Below are 20,910 nucleotides of genomic sequence, written 5' to 3' on the forward strand. Positions count from 1 at the left end.
AAAAGATGAGGATGGGAAAAATATGAATATAGACGTAATTATTTCAGCAGATAATATAGAGGAAAGTAAGGTTAAAGATAAAGTTGTAATTGTTATTGATATGTTAAGAGCAACTACAGTAATTACTACAGCTTTTATGAATGGATGTAGAGAAGTTATACCATGTCTTACAGTTGATGATGCAATAATAGAAGGTGAAAGATTTAATAGAGATGAATTTGTGCTTGGTGGAGAAAGACGAGCTATGAAAATAGAAGGATTTGACTTATCAAATTCACCATTAGAATATACACAAGATGTTGTTAAAAATAAAACAGTTATAATAACAACAACAAATGGGACAAGAACATTAACTAAATGTAAAGATGCAAAAAGAATTTTTGTAGCTTCAGTAATAAACGGAGCAGCAGTTGCTAGAAAGCTTATGGAATTAGGTGAAGATGTTACAATAATTAATGCAGGAACAAATGGAGAATTTTCAATGGATGATTTTATATGTGGAGGATATATAATAAATGAAATGCTAAGTATAAATGAGAATTTATATTTAACAGATATAGCAAAAACAGCTAAATATGTTTATGAAAATAATAAAACTATTCAAAGTTTTATAAAAGATGCTAGACATTATGGTGTAATGAAAGAATTAGGTTTAATTGAAGATGTTGAATATGCTATGAAAAAAAATATTACTAATATTGTACCAGAATATATAGATGGACATATTATACAGTAAATTGAGTATTAATTTACAAAGTAATTAAATAAGGGGAAAGGCATGGGTAGGGGTAATTTTCCTAAATTTTTTAAAAAGAAAAATATAAATATAGTTGAGGACTCCTCAGAGAGTAATTGTTACAAAATAGAAATAGAGCTATCAGATATTGGCTCAAATGTTCTTATAATATCAAGTTATCCTAAAAAAGTTGATTCTAGAATTTGTATAAAGCTTTTAAGAAAAATAATAAACTTTGTTAATGATAAGCATTGTGATTATTTTGAAAAAGGGATAAAAAGTATTTCTATAGTTAATCTATTTTCTTCATATGAAAATAATTTAAATGAAGAAGGATATCTAGATAATATAAATAGAAATAATGAGATAATAAAAGAATGTATTTTTGATAGTGATGTAATAATTGCAGCTTGGGGAGAACCTTTAAAAATTGATAAAAAGGTTTACAGAGAGAGAATAACGGATATTTTAGAGATAATAAGATATGATTTTTTAAATAGTGATAAGAAAAAAACTTTCTTAAAAGTTGGAAAATCAACTAAATTTGGCTATCCAAAACATTGCTTTGCTTGGGATTCAAGAGATGAATTTAATAATTTTTTTAATTAAAAAAGGCCATTAGAGAGAAATACTCTAATGGCTTTTATATTTATTTTAATAATTTTCAACAAATAATTCAAAATATCCTTGTGGATGTAAGCAAGCTGGACATTTTAATGGAGCTTCAGCACCTTCAAATATAAATCCACAGTTTCCACATTTCCATAAAGTATCTTTTGAATCTCTTTTAAATACAAGACCTTGATCTATGTTGGCAGCTAATTTTCTATATCTCATTTCATGAGCTATTTCAGCTCTAGTTATCATTCTAAATGATACTGCAATTTCAGGGAATCCTTCTTCATCAGCTATTTTAGCAAATGTAGGATAAAGATTTGTATTTTCATCATGTTCACCTTCAGCTGCATATATTAAATTTGTTTTTGTATCAGTAGGAAGTTCTACTGGATAAGCTGCATCAATTTTCATTGCTTCTCCTTGGAAGTCAGCTTTTAGGTATTTATAAAATACCTCAGCATGTTCTTTTTCATTGTTAGCAGTTTCAGTAAATATATTTGATATTTGATGATATCCTTCCTTTCTTGCAGCACTAGCAAAGTAAGTATATCTCATTCTTGCTTGGCATTCTCCTACGAAAGATTTCATTAAATTTTCAGCTGTTTTAGTACCCTTTAAACTTTTCATTATAAACTCCTCCTAAAATTAAATAATTATTCATTACGGATAATTATTATTCGTTAATCATTAATCTCATTATATAATAAGATATAATTATATTCAATATTTGGAAAGTTAACAATTAAAGTTTAAATTTAATAAAGTAAGTACTTAAAAGAATATATATTAACATTTTGTATAGTATTTGAATTAGTTAATATATTATTAAATAACTTGGAATACAAAGAATTTTAAATAATATGATTCATCTGAATTCCAAAGTATTGGGTGATCTGATGATTGAGTTCTAAATTCTATTTGTCTTAATGTTCTGTGAGCATCATGAGCTGCATCAGCTATTGTATTTCTAAGAAGTTCTTCTGACATATAATGAGAACATGAACATGTTACAAAGTAACCGCCTTCTTTAACCATTTTAAGTCCTCTAAGATTTATTTCTTTATAGCCTCTTTTTGCTCCATTTATTGTATTTCTTGACTTAGTAAATGCAGGTGGATCAAGTATTACAACATCAAATTTTCTGCCTTCTTTTGACCAATCGTGTAATACATCAAAAGCATTATGACATTCGAATTTTACAATATCTTGAAGATTATTAAGTTTAGCATTTCTAGTTGCACAATCAACGGCATGCTCAGATACATCTATACCAAGAACAGATTTTGCACCGGCTATACCTGCATTAAGAGCAAATGATCCAGTATGAGTAAAGCAGTCTAAAACATCCTTGTCTTTACAAATTCTATGTATAGCCGCTCTGTTTTCTTTTTGATCTAGGAAGAAACCTGTTTTTTGTCCGTTTTCTAAATCAACAATATATTTAACACCATTTTCAATTATTTGAACATTTGTATCGAATTCTTTTGTTAAAAATCCTTTTCTTTGTTCAAGTCCTTCTATTTCCCTAGTTTTAAGGTCACTTCTTTCATATACACCTTTAGCACCATATTCTTCAACTAATATTTTAACAATAATATCTCTATATTTATCCATACCTAAAGTTGAAATTTGAATAACGTAATAATTTTCAAATTTATCTATAGTAAGACCTGGAAGAAAATCTGCTTCACCAAATATAAATCTACATGAAGAAGTATCAATTACAGTTTTTCTATATTCCCAAGCAGCTCTAAATCTTTTTTTGAAAAATTCTTCATTTATTTCTTCGTTTATATCCCTTGTCATTATTCTTATTGCAATTTTACTTGCATCATTTATGTAGCCTTTTCCTATAAAATAATGTTTATGATTATAAACTTCAACAATATCTCCATTTGTATATTCACCATCATATTCTTTTATTTCATCTGTATATATCCAAGGTCTACCTTGTTCAGCTTTTGCCTTTTTACTTAATTTATGTAAGTAGAATTTACTAGCCATTTGTATTAGCTCCCTTCAAAATAATTCTTTAAAGATTATAACACAACTTTTTTATAGTTAATGTAATAAAATTACTTGTTTTTTTCTCACAATGATAATATAGTATAAAAAAGATTGAAAAAAGATTAACTTTTTTGGGAGGACGTCATGAATTTATTTTTAAAAGAAGAAGCAAATAGATGCTTGTTATGTAAGAAACCTAGATGTAAAGAGTTTTGTCCAATAAGTACACCTATTCCAGAAATTATAGAACTTTATAGAGAAGAAAAATTTAATGAGGCTGGAAAAATTTTATTTGAAAATAATCCATTATCAGCTATATGTTCAATAGTTTGTCCACATGAAGATCAATGTGAAGGACATTGTATAAGAGGGATTAAAAGTGAACCAATTAAATTTTATGAAATTGAAGAAGAAGTATCAAAAAATTATTTAAATAATATAAAATTTGATAAAATTAATGGAACTAAGGATAGAATTGCTATAATAGGTGGAGGTCCAGCTGGAATAACAATAGCATTTGTTTTAGCAAAAAGAGGATTTAAAGTTACCATTTTTGAAGCTCATGAAAAGATTGGTGGAGTATTAAGATATGGTATACCAGAATATAGATTACCAAATTCATTAGTTGATAAATATGAGGAGAAGTTAATAGAACTTGGGGTAAAAATAAGACCTAATATAATGATAGGACCAGTTATAACTTTAGACAGATTATTTGAAGACGGATATAAAGCTGTATTTATTGGAACTGGTGTGTGGAATGCTAAAAAGTTAAATATAAAAGGTGAAACTTTAGGTAATGTTCATTATGCAATTGATTATTTAAAAGCACCAAATGTTTATAATTTAGGAGATACAGTTTGTGTTATAGGAGCTGGAAATGTTGCTATGGATGCCGCAAGAACGGCAAAAAGAAATGGTGCAAAGAACGTGTACATAGTTTATAGAAAGCATTTTGATCAAATGACAGCAACTAAAAAGGAAATAGAAGAAGCTAAAGAAGATGGAGTAGAATTTAAACTTTTTAAGGCTCCGGTTGAAATACTAGAAGATGGTATAAAATTTATTAGAACTGAAAATATAGAAGTTGATGGAAAGATTCAAACAAAAACTTTGGACGGAGAAGAAGAATTTATACAATGTGATTCAACAATAGTTGCAATTAGTCAAGAACCAAGATCAGTTATAGTTTCAAGTACTACTAAATTAGAAACTAATAAATGGGGACTTGTAATAACAGATGAAGAAGGACGTACAACAAGAGATGGTGTATTTGCTTCAGGTGATGTTGTTACAGGAGCAAAAACTGTAGTTCAAGCAGTTTCACATGCAAAAGTGGTTGCAGATGCTATAGAAAATTATTGTAAAGAAACTAAATAAAAATTACATAATATAATAAAAATCTTTAAAATCTATATCATTTTTTTTATGATATAGATTTTTTTGTTATAAAACATTAATAATTTCAAGTGAAATAATTTGAATTCAAATGAATTCAATTAATTAATGAAAAGAAAAAGACTAAAATATGGGTAAAGAAAATAAAGAGGAGGGATTTTTATGGAAGTTACAATAAAAAAGTTAAAAGAACATAAGTATCTAATTATATTTATGTGTATGCTTTTACAAGCGATTCCATTTGGAGTATCACAAAATATAATGCCATTATTTATAAGTTATGTTATAAAAGGACAAGGTTTTAGTTTAGGGGAATTTTCATTAATATTTACAATAGGAGCACTTGCGTCAGCTATATGTTCTCCTAGCATTGATAAACTATATTCAAAAATTAATCCTAAGGTACTATTTTTAATAGGTTAGTATCTGGGGCTGGTTTCTTAGGATTTGCTTTTGCAAAATCAATTTGGGCTTATTATATATTTCAAGCAATAACACAAATTGGTACAGTTACATTTTCAGGACTTGGAGTTCCTTTATTAGTAAACAATTGGTTCGAAAGTCATGAAAGAAGTAAAGCTTTAGGAATTGCATTCTCTGGTGGTTCAATAGGTAATGTATTTTTACAACCAATAGTTGCTAATTGTTTAGCTGGTGTTGGATATGCACATACTTTTTTAATATTTGGTATTGTTTCATTAGTAGTAAGTATACCTATTGCATTATTATTTGTTAGATTACCAAAACAAGATGAATCAGCACTTATTACAAAATTAGAATCACAAGCTAATAGTACTAATAAAAAAGTTAAAGAAGTTGCAACTTTTGATGGATTTGGTGCTAAAGCAATAAAGAAAAATAAATATTTTTGGGTTTATGCCATTGGATTTTTATTTGTTGGACTTTCAATATCAGCATTAAGTACTCAATATGCAGCATTTTTTAGAGATGGACTTGGATTTGATGCCAAAGAAATTGGTATAGTTGGTTCATTCTTTGCATTCTTCTGTTTAATTGGCAATATTTCTGGTGGATTTTTATTTGATAAATTTGGAACATTTAAAACAATGTTTATTGCAGGAATATTAGAAGCAATTTCTTGTGTAGCTTTAATTTTAGCACCAGGGATGCATGGATTAGCATATTTATTTGCAGTAGGATTTGCATTAGGTACAATTCTTTTTGGCTTCTTAGTTCGAAGATTTGGTTACTCTATAGGTTGGTATTTGACAATAGTTGAAGTTATAGTTGGTTATGCAATTTTATTATTTGCAGTTAATGAAATAAATAAAAAAAATAAAAAAATAATTTCAAAAGATAATAAAGATATAAATAAAAAATAAGTTTAATAAAAAATTATAAAAAGTTAAACTTTAAAAAATATATTGAATTTAGAAAATTATATGGCTACAAAAAGTACTATAATTAACTCAAATTTAAAAATATTAATACCTTGACATACATTATATGATTTTTTATTAAATGGAGAAATTAGATTTTTTAATAAGAAAATAGTATTAACTAAAGAGGAAAGAGAACGATATTTTTTAGAAATGCATAAGTTTTTTGCTGAGCATGATAATATTCAAATTCGATTAATTAATGGTAATTTTGTTGAGGAACTTAAAAATTTTAGTAATATATCAATTTATCTTTCAGATACAATCAACTATATTACAATGGAATTAGAAAATATAGAAAATGATATATTAATAATAAAAGATAAGGATATTATTGAAATATTAAATGATTTTTATTATAAAGTTTGGGAAAATAGATATGATATAATTATATATGATAAAAAATTAATTTTAGATAAAATAAATTATTATTTACACTGTTTTAAATTATTAAAATAAAAATAAGATAGATCAAAAATGATCTATCTTATTTTTATTATTTCATTGGATTTTTGTTAGTTGAAGTCCATTGGTTATTTCCAGCAGTTTTAGGTTCTCTTTTAGAAGCTGGAACGGTATTAACTTCTACTGGAGTTGATATCCATTGATTATTTCCGGCACTTTTAGGTTGTTTAGACATAAGTAAACTCCTCCTTTCCTAACACTAATAGTTTTAGCAATAGGAAAGATTTAATTCTAGGAATTTATTTGTATTCACCGGCATTATATTTATCTATTAATTCTTGAATTTTAAATACACATCTAGCACCACCACAGCAACCTGTTCCTGCACCAGTTGCTTCTTTAACTTCTGATATAGACTTAGCACCATTTCTAATTGCATTTTTAATTGTTGCTCTGTTTATAGCCTTACATACGCAAACTTTAGTTAGTTTATCCATTATTTCAGCATTAGCATTATTATTTTCCATAAAACATTTCCTTTCTAATATATATTTATACGTTAAAATTAAGTTAGTAATTTATTTTTCTATTTTATTGAATCTATACAAATAAATTTAAACATTAATACAAATAAAAATCAATACTAAATAATAAAAATTATTAATTGAATAAAATATTTTACTAAAAGTGTGTAATTGACTTTTTTTTGGGCATAATATATAATGTTTTTAATAAAGACAATGATTAGGAAAAGTAGTTAAATTTTTTACTTAAAGAGAGTAGTTGTTTGGTGCAAAACTACAGTAAGAGTTAATGAAAATCACCTAGGAGTCGGTGGCTGAACAGTATAATTACTTATTAAGTTTACACGTAATTCTGCGTTAAAGAATAGAGTATGATAGTACTTGAAATAATCGATATCAATTAAAATAGTGAGAGAGAAAATTTACTATTATAATATTGGTGCTTTATCAATATGAATTGATTTTGTAATACCATGGGTGGTATAGCGAGTAATTTACTTCGTCCTATAGTAAGGATGAGGTTTTTTTTATTTATATACAGAAATATTTTAACAAAATAAAAAGCAATTTGAGAAAGGAGTTTTGATATGTACAAAAAAGTAGAACTTACAAATGGTTTTGTAGGTATGGAAAAAGAAGTAGCTGACCTTTGGAAAGCTAGAAATGTAATTAAAAAGAATTTTGACATGAATCAAGATGGTGAATACTTCACATTTTATGATGGACCTCCAACAGCGAATGGAAGACCTCACGTAGGACACATATTAACTAGAGTTATGAAGGATATAATCCCAAGATATAAAGTTATGAAGGGATTTAAAGTTATAAGAAAAGCTGGTTGGGATACTCACGGACTACCAGTTGAACTTGAAATAGAAAAGAAACTTGGAATTTCAGGTAAAGAACAAATAGAAGAATACGGAGTAGAAAAATTCGTTAAAGAATGTAAAGAGAGTGTTTTCACATATGTTAACATGTGGGAAAAGATGACTGATAAAATTGGTTATTGGGTTGATATGGAACATCCATATGTAACATACCATAATCCATATATTGAATCAGTATGGTGGGCATTAAAACAAATGTGGGATAAGGATCTTTTATATAAAGGTCATAAAGTTATGCCATATTGTCCAAGATGTGGAACAGGTCTTTCATCACACGAAGTATCACAGGGATACAAGGATGTTAAAGATTTAACTGCAGTTGCTAAATTTAAAGTAGCTGGAGAAGAAAATAAATATATACTTGCTTGGACAACAACTCCTTGGACATTACCTTCAAACGTAGCATTATGTTTAAATAAATCATATGACTACATTGAAGCTAAATTAGGAGATGAAACATATATCTTAGCTAAAGAATTAGCCCCAAAAGTACTTGGAGAAGAGTATGAAGTAATTAAAGAATTTAAGGGTGCAGATCTTTTAGGAATGAAATATGAGCAATTATTACCATTTCACAAACCAGAAGGAAAAGCATTTGAAATAATTCATGGAGATTTCGTAACTCTTACAGATGGTACAGGAATAGTTCATATAGCACCAGCTTATGGTGAAGATGATAGTTTAGTTGCTAAAAAGAACAACATGGCATTCATAAACTTAGTTGATGCAGAAGGTAAATTTGTAGATGAAGTAACTCCTTGGGCTGGCAAATTTGTTAAGAAATGCGATCAAGCTATTTGTGATTACTTAAAAGAAGAAAATAAATTATTTAAAGCTGAAAAGCATACTCACTCATATCCACACTGTTGGAGATGTGACACTCCACTTCTTTACTATCCAAAAGATAGTTGGTTTGTTGCTATGACAACTTTAAGAGATAAGTTATTAGCTAATAATGATAAAATAAACTGGTTACCAGATAACATTAGAACAGGTAGATTTGGTAAGTTCTTAGAAAATGTTATAGACTGGGGTATTTCAAGAGATAGATACTGGGGAACTCCACTTCCAATTTGGGAATGTGAATGCGGACATAAAGAATGTATTGGAAGTATTGCTGAATTAAAGGAAAAAGGAATAGATGTTCCAGAAGATATAGAATTACACAAACCATTTATAGATAGAGTTGAGTTAACTTGTAGCCATTGTGGTAAAAAGATGAAGAGAACTCATGAAGTTATTGACTGTTGGTTTGATTCAGGATCAATGCCATTTGCTCAACTTCATTATCCATTTGAGAATAAAGAATTATTTGATCAAAACTTCCCAGCTCAATTTATATCAGAAGCTGTTGACCAAACAAGAGGATGGTTCTATACATTACTTGCAATTTCAACTGCAATATTTGATAGAAATCCATTTGAAAACTGTATAGTTTTAGGTCACGTTCTTGATAAGAAGGGCTTAAAGATGAGTAAGTCAAAGGGAAATGTAGTGGATCCATTTGATGTACTTGATGCACAAGGTGCTGATGCTACAAGATGGCATTTCTATACTGCAAGTGCACCATGGCTTCCAACTAGATTCTCAATAGATGATGTTGCAGAAGCTTCAAGAAAATTCTTAAGCACATTATGGAATGTATATTCATTCTACGTACTATATGCTGATTTAGACAAATTTAATCCAACAAAATATGCTGATTTTGAATCAGATAATGTAATGGATAAATGGATACTTTCAAAATTAAACACATTAATTAAGACTGTTGAAAATGGATTAGATGAATACAATATAACAGGATCAGCTCTTGCAATAGAAGAATTTACAGATGAGTTATCAAACTGGTATGTAAGAAGAAATAGAGCAAGATTCTGGTCAGCAGAATTAACTGATGATAAGATTGGCGCTTATGTAACATTAAATAAAGTTCTTGTTACTTTAGCTAAAGTTGCAGCCCCATTTGTTCCATTTATAACAGAAGAAATTTATCAAAATTTAGTTGTTAATATGGATGAAAATGCACCAGAAAGTATACACTTATGTTCTTGGCCAAAGGCTGATGAATCATCTATAAACAAAGAATTAGAAAAAGAAATGGATTTAGCTTACACAATAGTTAAACTTGGAAGAAGTGCAAGAAACGGCGCTAATGTTAAGAACAGACAGCCTCTTTCAAAAATACTTATTTCAACAAAATCACTTCCAGATTATTATGGTGATATTATAGCTAATGAACTTAACATAAAGGAAATTGAGTTTGGTGCAGACCTTTCAAAATATGTTAATTTTGAAATAAAGCCTAACTTACCAGTACTAGGAAGAAAATTCGGTAAGTTAATACCTGGAATAAGAAAAGAAATAGCTTCAAGAAATCAAATGGAACTTGCTCAAAAAATCCAAAATGGTGGAGTTGAAGTTATAAATGTAGATGGAACAGAAATACCTTTAGATTCAGAAAGTGTTCTTGTAACTATGCAAGGATTAGAAGGATTTGCTTTTGCTGGAGAAGGAGATACTGGTGTTGTTCTTGATACTCATATAACTGAAGAGTTAAGAGAAGAAGGTCATGTAAGAGAAATGATTTCAAAAATCCAAAACATGAGAAAAGAAAAAGGATTTGAAGTTGCTGATAATATAAACCTTTATGTTGCAAATAATGATATGTTAATTGATGTAATTAGGAAATTTGAAGATACTATTAAAAAGGAAACTTTAACAAAAGAAATAGTATTTAATGGAGAATTTGATTATACAGAAGTAACTATAAACGGTGAAAAATTAGATATGACTGTAGAAGTTGTAAAATAAAATTACAAAAAAGACTAGAAAGTTAATACTTTCTAGCCTTTTTTTAATTATTAATATATATTTACAGAATTTTTAGAGAAACTATAATTAAAGAAGGGATTTTCTTGAAATAAGGCGAATATATTAGTATAATAAATTATCAAAGATGATTAGGAGTGATTAAATTATGGCTACTTCTATTAAAGATGTTGCAAGAGAAGCTGGAGTTTCAATTGCTACAGTTTCTAGAGTTCTAAATGACATAGATGTTGTAAACGAGGACACAAAGAAGAAGGTTTTAGATGCTATAAAGAAGTTAGGATATAGACCTAATATAGTTGCAAGAAGTTTAAAAACACAAAGAACAAAAACAATAGGAATATTAATACCTGATATATCAAGTCAGTTCTACCCAGAAATAGTAAGAGGAGCTGAAGATGTATCTAACATATATGATTACAATATAATCCTTGGAAACTCAGATTTTGATGTTGAGAAAGAAAAAGAATACTTAAAAGTATTAAAGGAAAAAATGGTTGATGGAGTAATCTATATGAGTAGTTCATTACAAGATGAAATTTTAGATTTAATAAATGAATTAGATTTAAAAACAATTCTTGTTGAAACTAAAGACAAAGAAGGAAAATTACCAAGTGTAACTATCGACAATATAGAAGCTGCATATGATGCAACAAAATATTTAATAAACAAGGATTTAAAAAATATTGCCTTTGTAGGTGTTGATAAAGGTGAAATGAATGCTTGGAGCGATAGATACATAGGTTATGAAAAAGCTATAAAAGAAGCAGGAGCAAAATTAGATGAAGAATTAATCCATTTAGCAGGACTTAAAGTTAAGTGTGGATATGAAGCTGCTGAGAAATTCATAAAGTCTGCGCATAAAGTAGAAGGTATAGTATGTGCAACAGATGAATTAGCAATGGGCGTTATTAATGGATTAAGAGATAATGGAATAAGAGTTCCAGAAGATGTTAGCGTTATGGGATTTAATAATAACTTTGTCGGAGAAATATTCTACCCAAAACTTACAACTATGAATCAACCAAGTTATGATATGGGTTCAGTTGCAATGAGAATGTTAATAAAACTTCTTAATAAACAGGAATTAGAACAAGCGCATTATGTTTTACCACATAACATAATAGAAAGAAACAGTGTAAAATAATATTTTATTGTTTAAATGAGCTATCTTTTTTGATAGCTTATTTTTTTATAAAAAACTTTTTTATAAATTTGAATATATTAAAATAAGCAATTATTTTAAGTTTAAAGCGAAAATAAAGTATTTATAAGTTTATTTAGTTCTGATAAAAATTTAAGTTTATGATATATTATAGTTATGAAAAAGAAAGGAGGCCTAATTTAGTGAAGAAAAAGTACATAATAGCTATAGTTATAGTTCTTATAATAGGGGGTTTTTCTTTTTTGATTTATAAAAAGTATGAAGAAAAACATAAATATGATTCTATAAAATATGGTAGAGCAGAATATGTAACTAGTATGAGTGAAATAGATAAATCACTTCCAACTATAATACTTTTTAAAAGTGTAATGGCTGAGCATAGTTTTGATGCAGAAAAAAATCTTAAGTTATTGCATGATAAATATGGAGATCAATTTAATATAGTTCACGCTAGTGCAGATAGTTTAGATAATGATGAAGCAGTAAGTCTTGCTAAAAAATATGATGTTACAGGGGTTCCAACTTTTGTTGCATTAGATAAAAATGGCAATTTAATAGAGAAAAAAGAAGATATTTATTCAGAAAAAGCTATAAATAATATTCTTAAAGATATGGGAATTAAGATGTAATGATAGGAGGGGGATAAATGAATAAACAGACGAGACTCGGGGAAGAAAAGATATCAAAATTGTTAAGAGTATTTTCAGTTCCAGCAATAGTAGGTATGGTTGTAAATACTTTATATAATATCATTGATAGAATGTATATAGGTAATATAAAAGGTGTGGGACAGCTTGCTATAACAGGGGTAGGTATTACTATGCCTATAATGACTATAATACTAGGCTTTGGTATGCTAGTTGGTATTGGTACAGCGGCTAGGGTATCATTAAAACTTGGAGAACATGATAAAGAATCGGCAGAAAAACATTTAGGAAATGCATTTACATTGATTGTTATAATAAGTATTTTAATTACTATAGTAGGTTTAATTTTTTTAGATCCAATATTAAAAATGTTTGGAGCTAGTAATGCTACAGAAATATATGCAAGAGAATATATGCAAATAATATTTATTGGAACTATAGTAAGTATGCTAAGTTTTGGGTTAAATCATTCTATAAGAAGTGATGGGAATCCAAAGGTTGCAATGCTTTCAATGCTTATCGGAGCTTTTACTAATATAGTATTAGATCCTATATTTATATTTGTATTAGGTATGGGAGTTAGAGGAGCAGCCATAGCAACAGTAATATCTCAAATAGTTACAACTGTATGGATATTATATTATTTTACAAATGGTGCAAGTATTATAAAATTAAAAATGTGTAATTTAAAACTTGAAAGAGTTATAATAATTAGTATTTTTTCAATAGGAATGAGCCCATTTAGTATGCAAGTTGCAGCAAGTGTTGTTCAAGTATTAGCTAATAATTCATTAAAAGAATATGGTGGAGATCTTGCAATTGGTGCGATGACTATTGTATCTAGTATTTCTATGATATTCTTAATGCCTATATTTGGATTAAATCAAGGTTCACAGCCTATAATTGGATATAATTATGGAGCAAAAAAATATCATAGAGTAAAAGAGACAGTAAAATATGGAGCAATAATTGCAACTATAATAGTTGTTTGTGGGTGGCTAGTTGTAGAGATAACTCCAGAAGTATTAATAAGGATATTTAATAGTGATCCAAGCCTTGTTAATATAGCTAAAAATGGTATAAGAATTTATTTATTTATGTTACCTGTTATAGGTTTCCAAATAATAAGTTCAAATTATTTTCAATCAATTGGTAAAGCTAAAATATCAATGTTTTTAAGTTTACTTAGACAGGTAATTTTACTAATACCTTGTCTTTTAATACTTCCAAAAATATTTGGATTAAATGGAATATGGCTTTCAGGAGCTATAAGTGATGGACTTTCATCACTTATAACAGGAATTCTCTTCTATAATTCTGTTAAAAAATTAAAAGAAGTAGAAGAAATTGATAACTTAGCAATAGGAAATAATTAAAAAAGTGGCTTTAAATGCCACTTTTTTATTTTAATGTAACAATGGTTACAACTATAATTTTAAGGGTAATATATAATAAAAATATAGTATATTTTAATATGGAGGATTGTATATGAGCGATATGATAAATGGTATGCCTAATATGGTAAGCGGAACTCATCATGGTAATCTTCAGAAGGTTAGAAATGGTAAGAGAACTTTTGGGATAACACCACATATTCCGGGAGGTTTTATAACTATAGAAAATTTGGAGAAGATAACTAATGTTGCAAAAAAATATAGTGGTGTAATTAAAATAACATCAGGACAAAGACTTTTAATAACAAATCTTAAGGGAGAAGATTTGCCAAAAATATGGGGAGAACTTGGAATGGAGCCTGCTGTCAAGAAACAAAATTCAATTAAAAATGTTGAAATGTGTCCAGCTGGTTACTGTAAAAGATCAAAGTTTAATACTATAAGCACTGGTATGAAATTGCTTAAAAAATATAAAAATATGGATATGCCTTGCAGAACAAAAATTGGAGTTGCTGGATGTAGAAATGCATGTGGAGGAGTCTATTCAAAGGATGTTGGGGTAATTGCTGATAAGACAGGATTTTTAGTTACGGCAGGAGGGTCAGCTGGATATAATCAAAGAATGGCTGATATAATAATTCAAGATGTTTCAGAAGATGAAGCTTTAAGAATAGTTGAGAATATATTTAAAGTTTATAAATCATTAGCAGAAGCAGGTGAAAAGCTTGGTGATTTTATAGATAGAATAGGAATAGATAGCTTTAGAGAAAAAGTTTTATAATATAAAAATAAGAAGGCTGTAGAAATAATCAAGTAATGATTACTTTTACGGTCTTCTTATTTTATAAATTAATGATGTCTATGTTTATACGCATGTTTAACTTTTGAAAATCCATTTAAAGATAATACTTTACATACAGATTTAATTAATTCTTCTCTTTCAGCAGCTCTGCAATCATCTGTTGTAACATCTAGAACATTTTTAACATCAGTAACTAGTGCATCTAAATCACCAGTCGTTAGTGAAAAATCTGCATCCATAGCAGCGCTTAATATGCTATGTCTTACTTTTTCTTCATCAAATGGAACAACCTTATTATTTTTATTTACTACTTCCATTTAAATTACCACCTTTTTGTATAAAATTTTAATAAATAAAAGAAGCTTAAATAAATAAGCTTCTACTTTTACTTTAACTTAATAAATTTTAATATTAAAGGATACCTTCATTTTTAAGAATATCTTCTAATTGTTGAAGTTTATTATTTAAAGATAAGAATTTTTCTTTTATATCATCTTTTGATATTTCATCTTTATCGATACCTTCTTCTAAAGCTTCTACAGTTTTTAAAGCTTCATCAATATCTTGTTGAACTAATTTAAGATTTTCTTCTCTCATATAAGATTCTCCTTTGGTATGTCTTTTTTAAAATTATGTTTATACTTTAATCCTATCACTACTAAAACCGTTGTGCAAGGCATATATTTAACTGTTAACAATAGTTATTTTATGGAGGAATGGATGATTAATTATATTTGGTTTGCAATGATATTTTGTGGAATAATTTTTGCTTTATTTACTGGAAATGGAGATAAAATAACTGGAGCTATAGTTTTGGGAAGTGAAAGTACAGTATCTTTTTTAATTGAACTTATTGGGATAATGTGTTTTTGGTGTGGTGTTATGAAAGTTGCAGAAAAGAGTGGACTTACAGCTCAAATAGCAAGAGTTTTAAGACCTTTATTAAAGAAGCTTTTTAAAGAAGCGGCAAAAGATGAAAGAGCACTTGGTGCAATTGTTATGAACTTAACTGCTAATATGATGGGACTTTCAAATGCAGCAACGCCTTTTGGGATAAAAGCTATGGAAGAAATGGATAGATTAAATAAAGGAAGTAGTGTTGCATCCAATGATATGGCGCTGTTTTTGGTTATGAATGCAGCTTGTATACAATTAGTTCCGACAACTGTAATTTCTATAAGGGCAGCAGCGAATTCTGTAAATCCAGGAATAATAATATTACCTGCCATTATATCAACAACTATAGCAGCAGTAGTTGGGATAATATGCTGTAAGATATTACAAAGATATTTTTAGATAGGAGGGATTTTTATGTTTTCATATATTACAAAAAGTATTATCCCTATAATAGTTGTTATAATACTTTTTTATGGGATGGTAAAAGGAAGAAAAGTATATGAGTGGTTTATAGAAGGAGCCAAAGAGGGGTTATTTGTATGTATGAGAATATTTCCTTATCTTTTGGCTATGATTGTAGCTGTACAAATATTTAAAAGTGCAAATCTTTTAGAGTTAGTAAATAATATAGTTTCTCCACTCTCTAGAGCAATAGGATTACCAGAAGAGGTAGTTCCTTTGGTACTTATAAAACCAATATCAGGTAGTGGAGCAGTTGGTATGTTTACTGAAATTATTAAAACATATGGAGCAGATACATTTATTGGGCTTGTGGCATCTGTAATTATGGGAACAACGGAAACTATATTTTATACTATAACAGTTTATTATGGAGCTGCAAAAATTAAAAAAATAAGGCATACATTATGGGCAGCTGTAATTGCTGATATAACTGCTATAATAGCTGCGATTACTGTTGTTAATTGGATTATATTGTAACAAAAGTATTACTATGGTATTATTTAACTAAAGAGGGGTGAAGTGCTTGATTACTATTAAAAATGTAACCAAAACATACAATGGAAAGTTTAATGCTGTAGATAATATGAATCTAGACATTAAAGATGGAGAAATATTTGGACTATTAGGTCCTAATGGGGCTGGTAAAACTACTACAATTAAGATGATTACAGGAATATCAGAGATAAGTAGTGGAGAAATAGAGATAAACGGTATAGATATAACTAAAAATCCAGTTAGAGCAAAAGAACAATTTGGTTATGTACCAGATAGTCCTGATATGTTTTTAAAGTTTACAGGAATAGAATACTTAAATTTTATGGCTGATGTTTACAACGTTTCTAAGGAAGATAGAAAAAATAGAATAGAAGAATTATCTATTAGATTTGAAATGGAAAATGCTTTAGGAGATAAGATTCAAAGTTATTCTCATGGTATGAGACAAAAAATTATTATAATAGGGGTATTAATTCATAAGCCAAAGGTTTGGATACTTGATGAACCATTAACAGGATTAGACCCTAAGTCATCTTTTATATTAAAGGAAATGATGAGAGAACATGCAAATGAAGGGAATACGGTACTTTTTTCTACTCACGTTTTAGAAGTCGCTGAAAAAGTATGTGATAGAGTTGGAATAATAAATAAAGGTAAGTTAAAATTTGTTGGAACATTAAATGATATGAGAGAAAAGTTTAAGGAAAGTGAATCTTTAGAGAAAATGTTCTTGGAGATGACTGAAAATGAGTAGAAAAAAAATAGCTATCAAATTTTTCTTTAAAAATTATATGCAAGATATGTTTAAAACAAGGTGGTCAGGTGTACTTTTTTTAATATTTATGGCATTTATAATGCTTGCCATGTCAACACCAGTAAGTATGACCGTTGGAATGACATACGATTATTTTGCATCTATAAATCAAGATGGCTATTTACTTGGATTCATATTATTTACTGGAAGCTTACTTACTTTTGTTATGGGAATTTATACTGTTCTTGATATATTCTTTTTTTCAAATGATATAGAAACACTTATGCCAATGCCATTTAAAATAACAGAAATAATGATTGGTAAGTTTGTTGTTACTCTTTTAAATATGTATATATATACAATTATAATAGTTGGACCATTAATATCTTATGGAATAGCAGCACATAAGGGAATTCTATATTATTTATTTACAATATTAGTTGTAATAATTAATCCTATAGTACCTCTTATATTATGCCTTTTAATTTCATTAATTTTTATGAGACTTACAAATATAGCAAAACATAAAGATATGTTTAAAACTATATCTGGGGTTATATCTATAATTTTTATATTAGGAATTAATTTTTTTATGAATAATTCTAGTGGAAGTACAGAAGATGCGCTTTCTAGATTTATAAGTGAAAACAATGGTCTTATGAATGCAATAAATGGCATATTTTTTACTAATATTTTTGCATCAAAAACTTTACTTTATAGTGGAAGTAGTCAAAGTATTTTAAATCTGTTAATACTTATTGTATTAACAATAATAGCTGCGATTTTACTTTATTATATTGGTGATAAGATTTATTTTAAAAGTATAGTTGGTATGTCTGAAACATCAGGTAAAAGAGAAAATATATTAAAAAATAACAAGGCTGTTATGAATGTAAGATCACCACTTGTCACTCTTGCAATTAAAGATATAAGAGAAATATTTAGAACTCCAACGTTCTTTATGAATTGCGTAGTAATGATTGTTTATTTTCCCACTTTAATTTTAATTTTTTCAGGTAGTGGATTAGACAGTTTTATTGATATTATAAAAGGACCGTATATTATATCAGGAAGTGTAATATTTATTGCTTTATCAATAGCTGGTGGTAGTGCTGCATCTACTTGCATAAGTAGAGAAGGTAAAAATATTATGGTTTTAAAATATATACCTATAGATTATAAAACTCAAATAAAGTCAAAAATATTATCATCATTAATAATAAATAGTATATCAGTATTACTTGGAGTAATTGTTTTAATATTGCTTAAATCAAATATACAAGTAATAATTATGAGCTTAATAATACAAATATTATCATTATTAGCTATTACTATAATAGGTGTCTATATTGATTATTCATCTCCAAAACTTTATTGGGAAGATGAAAAGGCTTTATTTAATAAAAATTTTAAGCCACTTATAATGTTTTTTTTATTAATACCTATAGGAATTATATTAATTTTAATTACAAAATATATTATATCAGAAATTATAGTCTTTTTATTTAATTTTATACTATTATCTGTTGAAAGCTTTGTATTTTATAAGCTTTTAATGAAAAAAGGTATAAAAGTATATGAAAATTTTGAATAATAAAAAGGAATCTTAAACATATTAGTTTAAGATTCCTAATTTTATAAAATTAATTATTTTCTTTAAATTTAAATTTATCAACTATCAAAGCAATTGCATTATCACCTGATACATTACAAGCTGTTCCAAAACTATCTTGAGTAATATAAAGAGCAATCATTAATGCAAGTTGTGCTTCATTAAAACCTAAGTTAGCTTGTAATACTCCAAGAGCTGCCATAACAGCGCCACCAGGTACACCAGGAGCAGCAATCATAGTTACACCGAGCATTGTTATAAATCCAAAGAATTGTGGAAAGTTAAATGGCATTCCGTTAAGTAGCATTACTGCAATTGAGCAACAAGTTAAAGTAATAGTACTACCTGATAAGTGAATTGTAGCACAAAGTGGAATTACAAATTCTCTAACACCTTTTGATACTCCGTTTTTCTTTGCAACATCAAGATTTACAGGAATTGTAGCAGCTGAAGACTGTGTTCCAAGAGCTGTTAAATAACCTGATAATTGATTTTTTAGTAAAGTGAAAATATTTTTTTTATTTAAAGTTCCAGCAATAGTAAATTGAGATAATATAACAAAAAAGTGTAGTGCTAAAATTACTAAAAATACTTTCCAAAATACTGAGAATATAGATTGAACTTGACCAGTATAAGTCATGTTTGCAAATATTCCTAGTATGTGAAATGGAATTAAAGGAATAATTATAGTATTAATAACTTTTTGAATAATTTCTTGAAATTCCAGTGATGCATTATATAAAGTACGACCTTTTACATAAGCTATACCAAGGCCAAGTAAAAAGGCTATAAGTAATGCAGTAGTAACTGACATAACTGGTGGCATGTCAACTATAAATAATGGTTTAAGTAAACTATGTTCTGGATTGTTTGCACTAAAGTTTACAGATTCTTTCACGAATTTTGGAAATAAGTTTGAAGCAACAAAAAATGCTAATAAACCAGAAAGTATTGTTGATAAATAAGCTAATAAAGTTGTAAGTCCAAGCATTTTTCCAGCTGATTTACCAAGGTCTGCAATACCAGATACAACAAATCCTATTATTATAAGTGGTATTATAAAACCAAGGAAGTTTCCGAAAATAGAATTAAAAGTTGCTAAAACTCTTATAAAATTTTCTGGCATAAAATTACCAAAGATAAGACCGAAAATAATTGCTAATATTAATTTTGGAATAAGTCCTAATTTTTTCAATTGTATCCCTCCTGTGGACAAGTGTATTTTGTATGTATTATAATAGTATAAAGTCAAATTTGTCTATGTATTTATTAATTGGGGCAAAAAAGGAGAGAAAATGATTGATATTAGGAGGAAAACAATAATTACATGTTATTAATGGATAATATGCTCTAAATTCCAAATAATAATCATAAATTTAAATATGATTCAAATACACAAATAAAAGTTTGTCTTTAGATAGGGGGGGTTATATGTCAGATGAAAGATTTTATATCGTAAATGAACAAGTATTACCAAATGTATTTTATAAGGTTATAGAAGTAAAGGAATTACTTCATACAGGAAAAGTAAAAGATATATCAGAGGGCGTTAAAAAAGTAGGAATAAGTAGGAGTACTTATTATAAGTACAAAGATTTTGTATATCCAATGGCTGAGGGAGTTAATAGTAAAAAATTAACAATTGTGCTTTTATTAGCTCATAAATCAGGGGTTCTTTCAAAGGTTTTAGACTTTATTGCAACAAATGAGTTAAATATATTAACAATCAATCAAGATATACCAATAAATATGACGGCAAATGTTACTATAACATTAGATGTCTCTAAAATAAGAGGAGATGTTAAAAACTTTTTATACAGAATTAGTGATCTTGATGATGTTATAAAGGTCAGAATACTAGCTGTAGAATAAAAATAT

General features: G+C 27.8%; 23 protein-coding genes and 1 other annotated feature. Of the genes, 16 read left to right on the plus strand and 7 right to left on the minus strand.

From position 1 onward, the window contains the following. Window positions 1-22: 22 nt before the first annotated feature. Window positions 23-736 carry a 2-phosphosulfolactate phosphatase family protein gene (locus tag O212_RS0105430; protein WP_024614125.1) on the plus strand — a complete coding sequence of 238 codons (714 nt, stop codon included), beginning with the start codon at window positions 23-25 and terminating at the stop codon, window positions 734-736. A gap of 42 nt (window positions 737-778) precedes the next feature. Next, on the plus strand, window positions 779-1,345 hold the full coding sequence (locus tag O212_RS0105435; protein WP_024614126.1) for a DUF1643 domain-containing protein: 567 nt from the start codon (window positions 779-781) through the stop codon (window positions 1,343-1,345). A gap of 45 nt (window positions 1,346-1,390) precedes the next feature. Here O212_RS0105435 and rbr read toward each other — a convergent pair whose 3' ends face one another. Beyond that, window positions 1,391-1,981 (minus strand): rubrerythrin, encoded by a 591-nt coding sequence (rbr, locus tag O212_RS0105440; protein WP_024614127.1) that lies wholly within the window; start codon window positions 1,979-1,981, stop codon window positions 1,391-1,393. Between the two features lie 198 nt (window positions 1,982-2,179). Continuing rightward, window positions 2,180-3,358, minus strand: a complete 1,179-nt coding sequence (locus O212_RS0105445; protein ID WP_024614128.1) for a class I SAM-dependent rRNA methyltransferase — start codon at window positions 3,356-3,358, stop codon at window positions 2,180-2,182. A 147-nt stretch (window positions 3,359-3,505) separates the two neighbouring features. On the opposite strand from O212_RS0105445, the gene O212_RS0105450 reads away from it, so the two are divergent. From O212_RS0105450 to O212_RS0105460, 4 genes are all read left to right on the plus strand, one after another. Next, window positions 3,506-4,741, plus strand: a complete 1,236-nt coding sequence (locus O212_RS0105450) for an NAD(P)-dependent oxidoreductase (protein WP_024614129.1) — start codon at window positions 3,506-3,508, stop codon at window positions 4,739-4,741. Between the two features lie 180 nt (window positions 4,742-4,921). Continuing rightward, entirely contained in the window at window positions 4,922-5,182 is a 261-nt protein-coding gene (locus O212_RS16910) for an MFS transporter (RefSeq protein WP_024614130.1), read from the plus strand. 56 nt (window positions 5,183-5,238) lie between these two features. Beyond that, window positions 5,239-6,102, plus strand: coding sequence for an MFS transporter (locus O212_RS16375; protein ID WP_242829560.1), 864 nt, complete (start codon window positions 5,239-5,241; stop codon window positions 6,100-6,102). 210 nt (window positions 6,103-6,312) lie between these two features. Further along, complete coding sequence (locus tag O212_RS0105460) at window positions 6,313-6,618, plus strand: hypothetical protein (RefSeq protein WP_024614132.1); 306 nt, start codon at window positions 6,313-6,315, stop codon at window positions 6,616-6,618. Window positions 6,619-6,655: 37 nt separating this feature from the next. Here O212_RS0105460 and O212_RS16830 read toward each other — a convergent pair whose 3' ends face one another. Both O212_RS16830 and O212_RS0105470 read right to left on the minus strand, forming a co-directional pair. After that, on the minus strand, window positions 6,656-6,799 hold the full coding sequence (locus O212_RS16830; protein ID WP_173391479.1) for a hypothetical protein: 144 nt from the start codon (window positions 6,797-6,799) through the stop codon (window positions 6,656-6,658). A gap of 64 nt (window positions 6,800-6,863) precedes the next feature. After that, complete coding sequence (locus tag O212_RS0105470; RefSeq protein ID WP_024614133.1) at window positions 6,864-7,091, minus strand: (2Fe-2S)-binding protein; 228 nt, start codon at window positions 7,089-7,091, stop codon at window positions 6,864-6,866. Window positions 7,092-7,295: 204 nt separating this feature from the next. Continuing rightward, window positions 7,296-7,598: a binding site (T-box leader), on the plus strand. Between the two features lie 77 nt (window positions 7,599-7,675). Here O212_RS0105470 and ileS point away from each other — a divergent pair. The 5 genes from ileS (at window position 7,676) to O212_RS0105500 (ending at window position 14,791) form a co-directional block, all read left to right on the plus strand. Next, window positions 7,676-10,786, plus strand: coding sequence for an isoleucine--tRNA ligase (gene ileS / locus O212_RS0105475; protein ID WP_024614134.1), 3,111 nt, complete (start codon window positions 7,676-7,678; stop codon window positions 10,784-10,786). A gap of 166 nt (window positions 10,787-10,952) precedes the next feature. Next, complete coding sequence (locus O212_RS0105480) at window positions 10,953-11,951, plus strand: LacI family DNA-binding transcriptional regulator (RefSeq protein WP_024614135.1); 999 nt, start codon at window positions 10,953-10,955, stop codon at window positions 11,949-11,951. Window positions 11,952-12,151: 200 nt separating this feature from the next. Further along, window positions 12,152-12,598, plus strand: a complete 447-nt coding sequence (locus tag O212_RS0105485) for a hypothetical protein (RefSeq protein ID WP_024614136.1) — start codon at window positions 12,152-12,154, stop codon at window positions 12,596-12,598. Between the two features lie 17 nt (window positions 12,599-12,615). Then, entirely contained in the window at window positions 12,616-13,992 is a 1,377-nt protein-coding gene (locus tag O212_RS0105490; RefSeq protein ID WP_024614137.1) for an MATE family efflux transporter, read from the plus strand. Window positions 13,993-14,104: 112 nt separating this feature from the next. Next, window positions 14,105-14,791, plus strand: a complete 687-nt coding sequence (locus O212_RS0105500; RefSeq protein ID WP_024614138.1) for a nitrite reductase — start codon at window positions 14,105-14,107, stop codon at window positions 14,789-14,791. A 68-nt stretch (window positions 14,792-14,859) separates the two neighbouring features. On the opposite strand, the gene O212_RS15935 is transcribed toward O212_RS0105500, so the two are convergent. Then, complete coding sequence (locus tag O212_RS15935; protein WP_024614139.1) at window positions 14,860-15,129, minus strand: ATP cone domain-containing protein; 270 nt, start codon at window positions 15,127-15,129, stop codon at window positions 14,860-14,862. A gap of 94 nt (window positions 15,130-15,223) precedes the next feature. After that, the gene (locus O212_RS0105510; protein ID WP_024614140.1) at window positions 15,224-15,409 is read right to left on the minus strand and encodes a hypothetical protein; all 186 of its coding nucleotides are present in this window, start codon (window positions 15,407-15,409) and stop codon (window positions 15,224-15,226) included. Between the two features lie 123 nt (window positions 15,410-15,532). Between O212_RS0105510 and O212_RS0105515 the strand changes: the two genes are divergently transcribed. From O212_RS0105515 to O212_RS0105530, 4 genes are read left to right on the plus strand one after another with little or no spacing between them, the layout of a single operon-like run. Then, window positions 15,533-16,108, plus strand: coding sequence for a nucleoside recognition domain-containing protein (locus O212_RS0105515; protein ID WP_024614141.1), 576 nt, complete (start codon window positions 15,533-15,535; stop codon window positions 16,106-16,108). Window positions 16,109-16,123: 15 nt separating this feature from the next. Further along, window positions 16,124-16,648: a nucleoside recognition domain-containing protein gene (locus O212_RS0105520; RefSeq protein ID WP_024614142.1), complete on the plus strand. Its 525-nt coding sequence runs from the start codon at window positions 16,124-16,126 to the stop codon at window positions 16,646-16,648. 46 nt (window positions 16,649-16,694) lie between these two features. Then, the gene (locus O212_RS0105525) at window positions 16,695-17,420 is read left to right on the plus strand and encodes an ABC transporter ATP-binding protein (RefSeq protein ID WP_024614143.1); all 726 of its coding nucleotides are present in this window, start codon (window positions 16,695-16,697) and stop codon (window positions 17,418-17,420) included. After that, window positions 17,413-19,014: a hypothetical protein gene (locus O212_RS0105530; protein WP_024614144.1), complete on the plus strand. Its 1,602-nt coding sequence runs from the start codon at window positions 17,413-17,415 to the stop codon at window positions 19,012-19,014. Before O212_RS0105525 ends, O212_RS0105530 begins: the two co-directional genes overlap by 8 nt. Window positions 19,015-19,063: 49 nt before the next feature. Here O212_RS0105530 and O212_RS0105535 read toward each other — a convergent pair whose 3' ends face one another. Next, on the minus strand, window positions 19,064-20,227 hold the full coding sequence (locus tag O212_RS0105535; RefSeq protein WP_024614145.1) for a dicarboxylate/amino acid:cation symporter: 1,164 nt from the start codon (window positions 20,225-20,227) through the stop codon (window positions 19,064-19,066). Window positions 20,228-20,463: 236 nt separating this feature from the next. Between O212_RS0105535 and O212_RS0105540 the strand changes: the two genes are divergently transcribed. Further along, the gene (locus O212_RS0105540) at window positions 20,464-20,904 is read left to right on the plus strand and encodes an ACT domain-containing protein (protein ID WP_024614146.1); all 441 of its coding nucleotides are present in this window, start codon (window positions 20,464-20,466) and stop codon (window positions 20,902-20,904) included. The last annotated feature ends 6 nt before the right edge of the window (window positions 20,905-20,910 follow it).

Origin of the sequence: Clostridium sp. Ade.TY, assembly GCF_000498355.1 — a bacterium.
Classification (GTDB): Bacteria; Bacillota; Clostridia; order Clostridiales; family Clostridiaceae; genus Clostridium.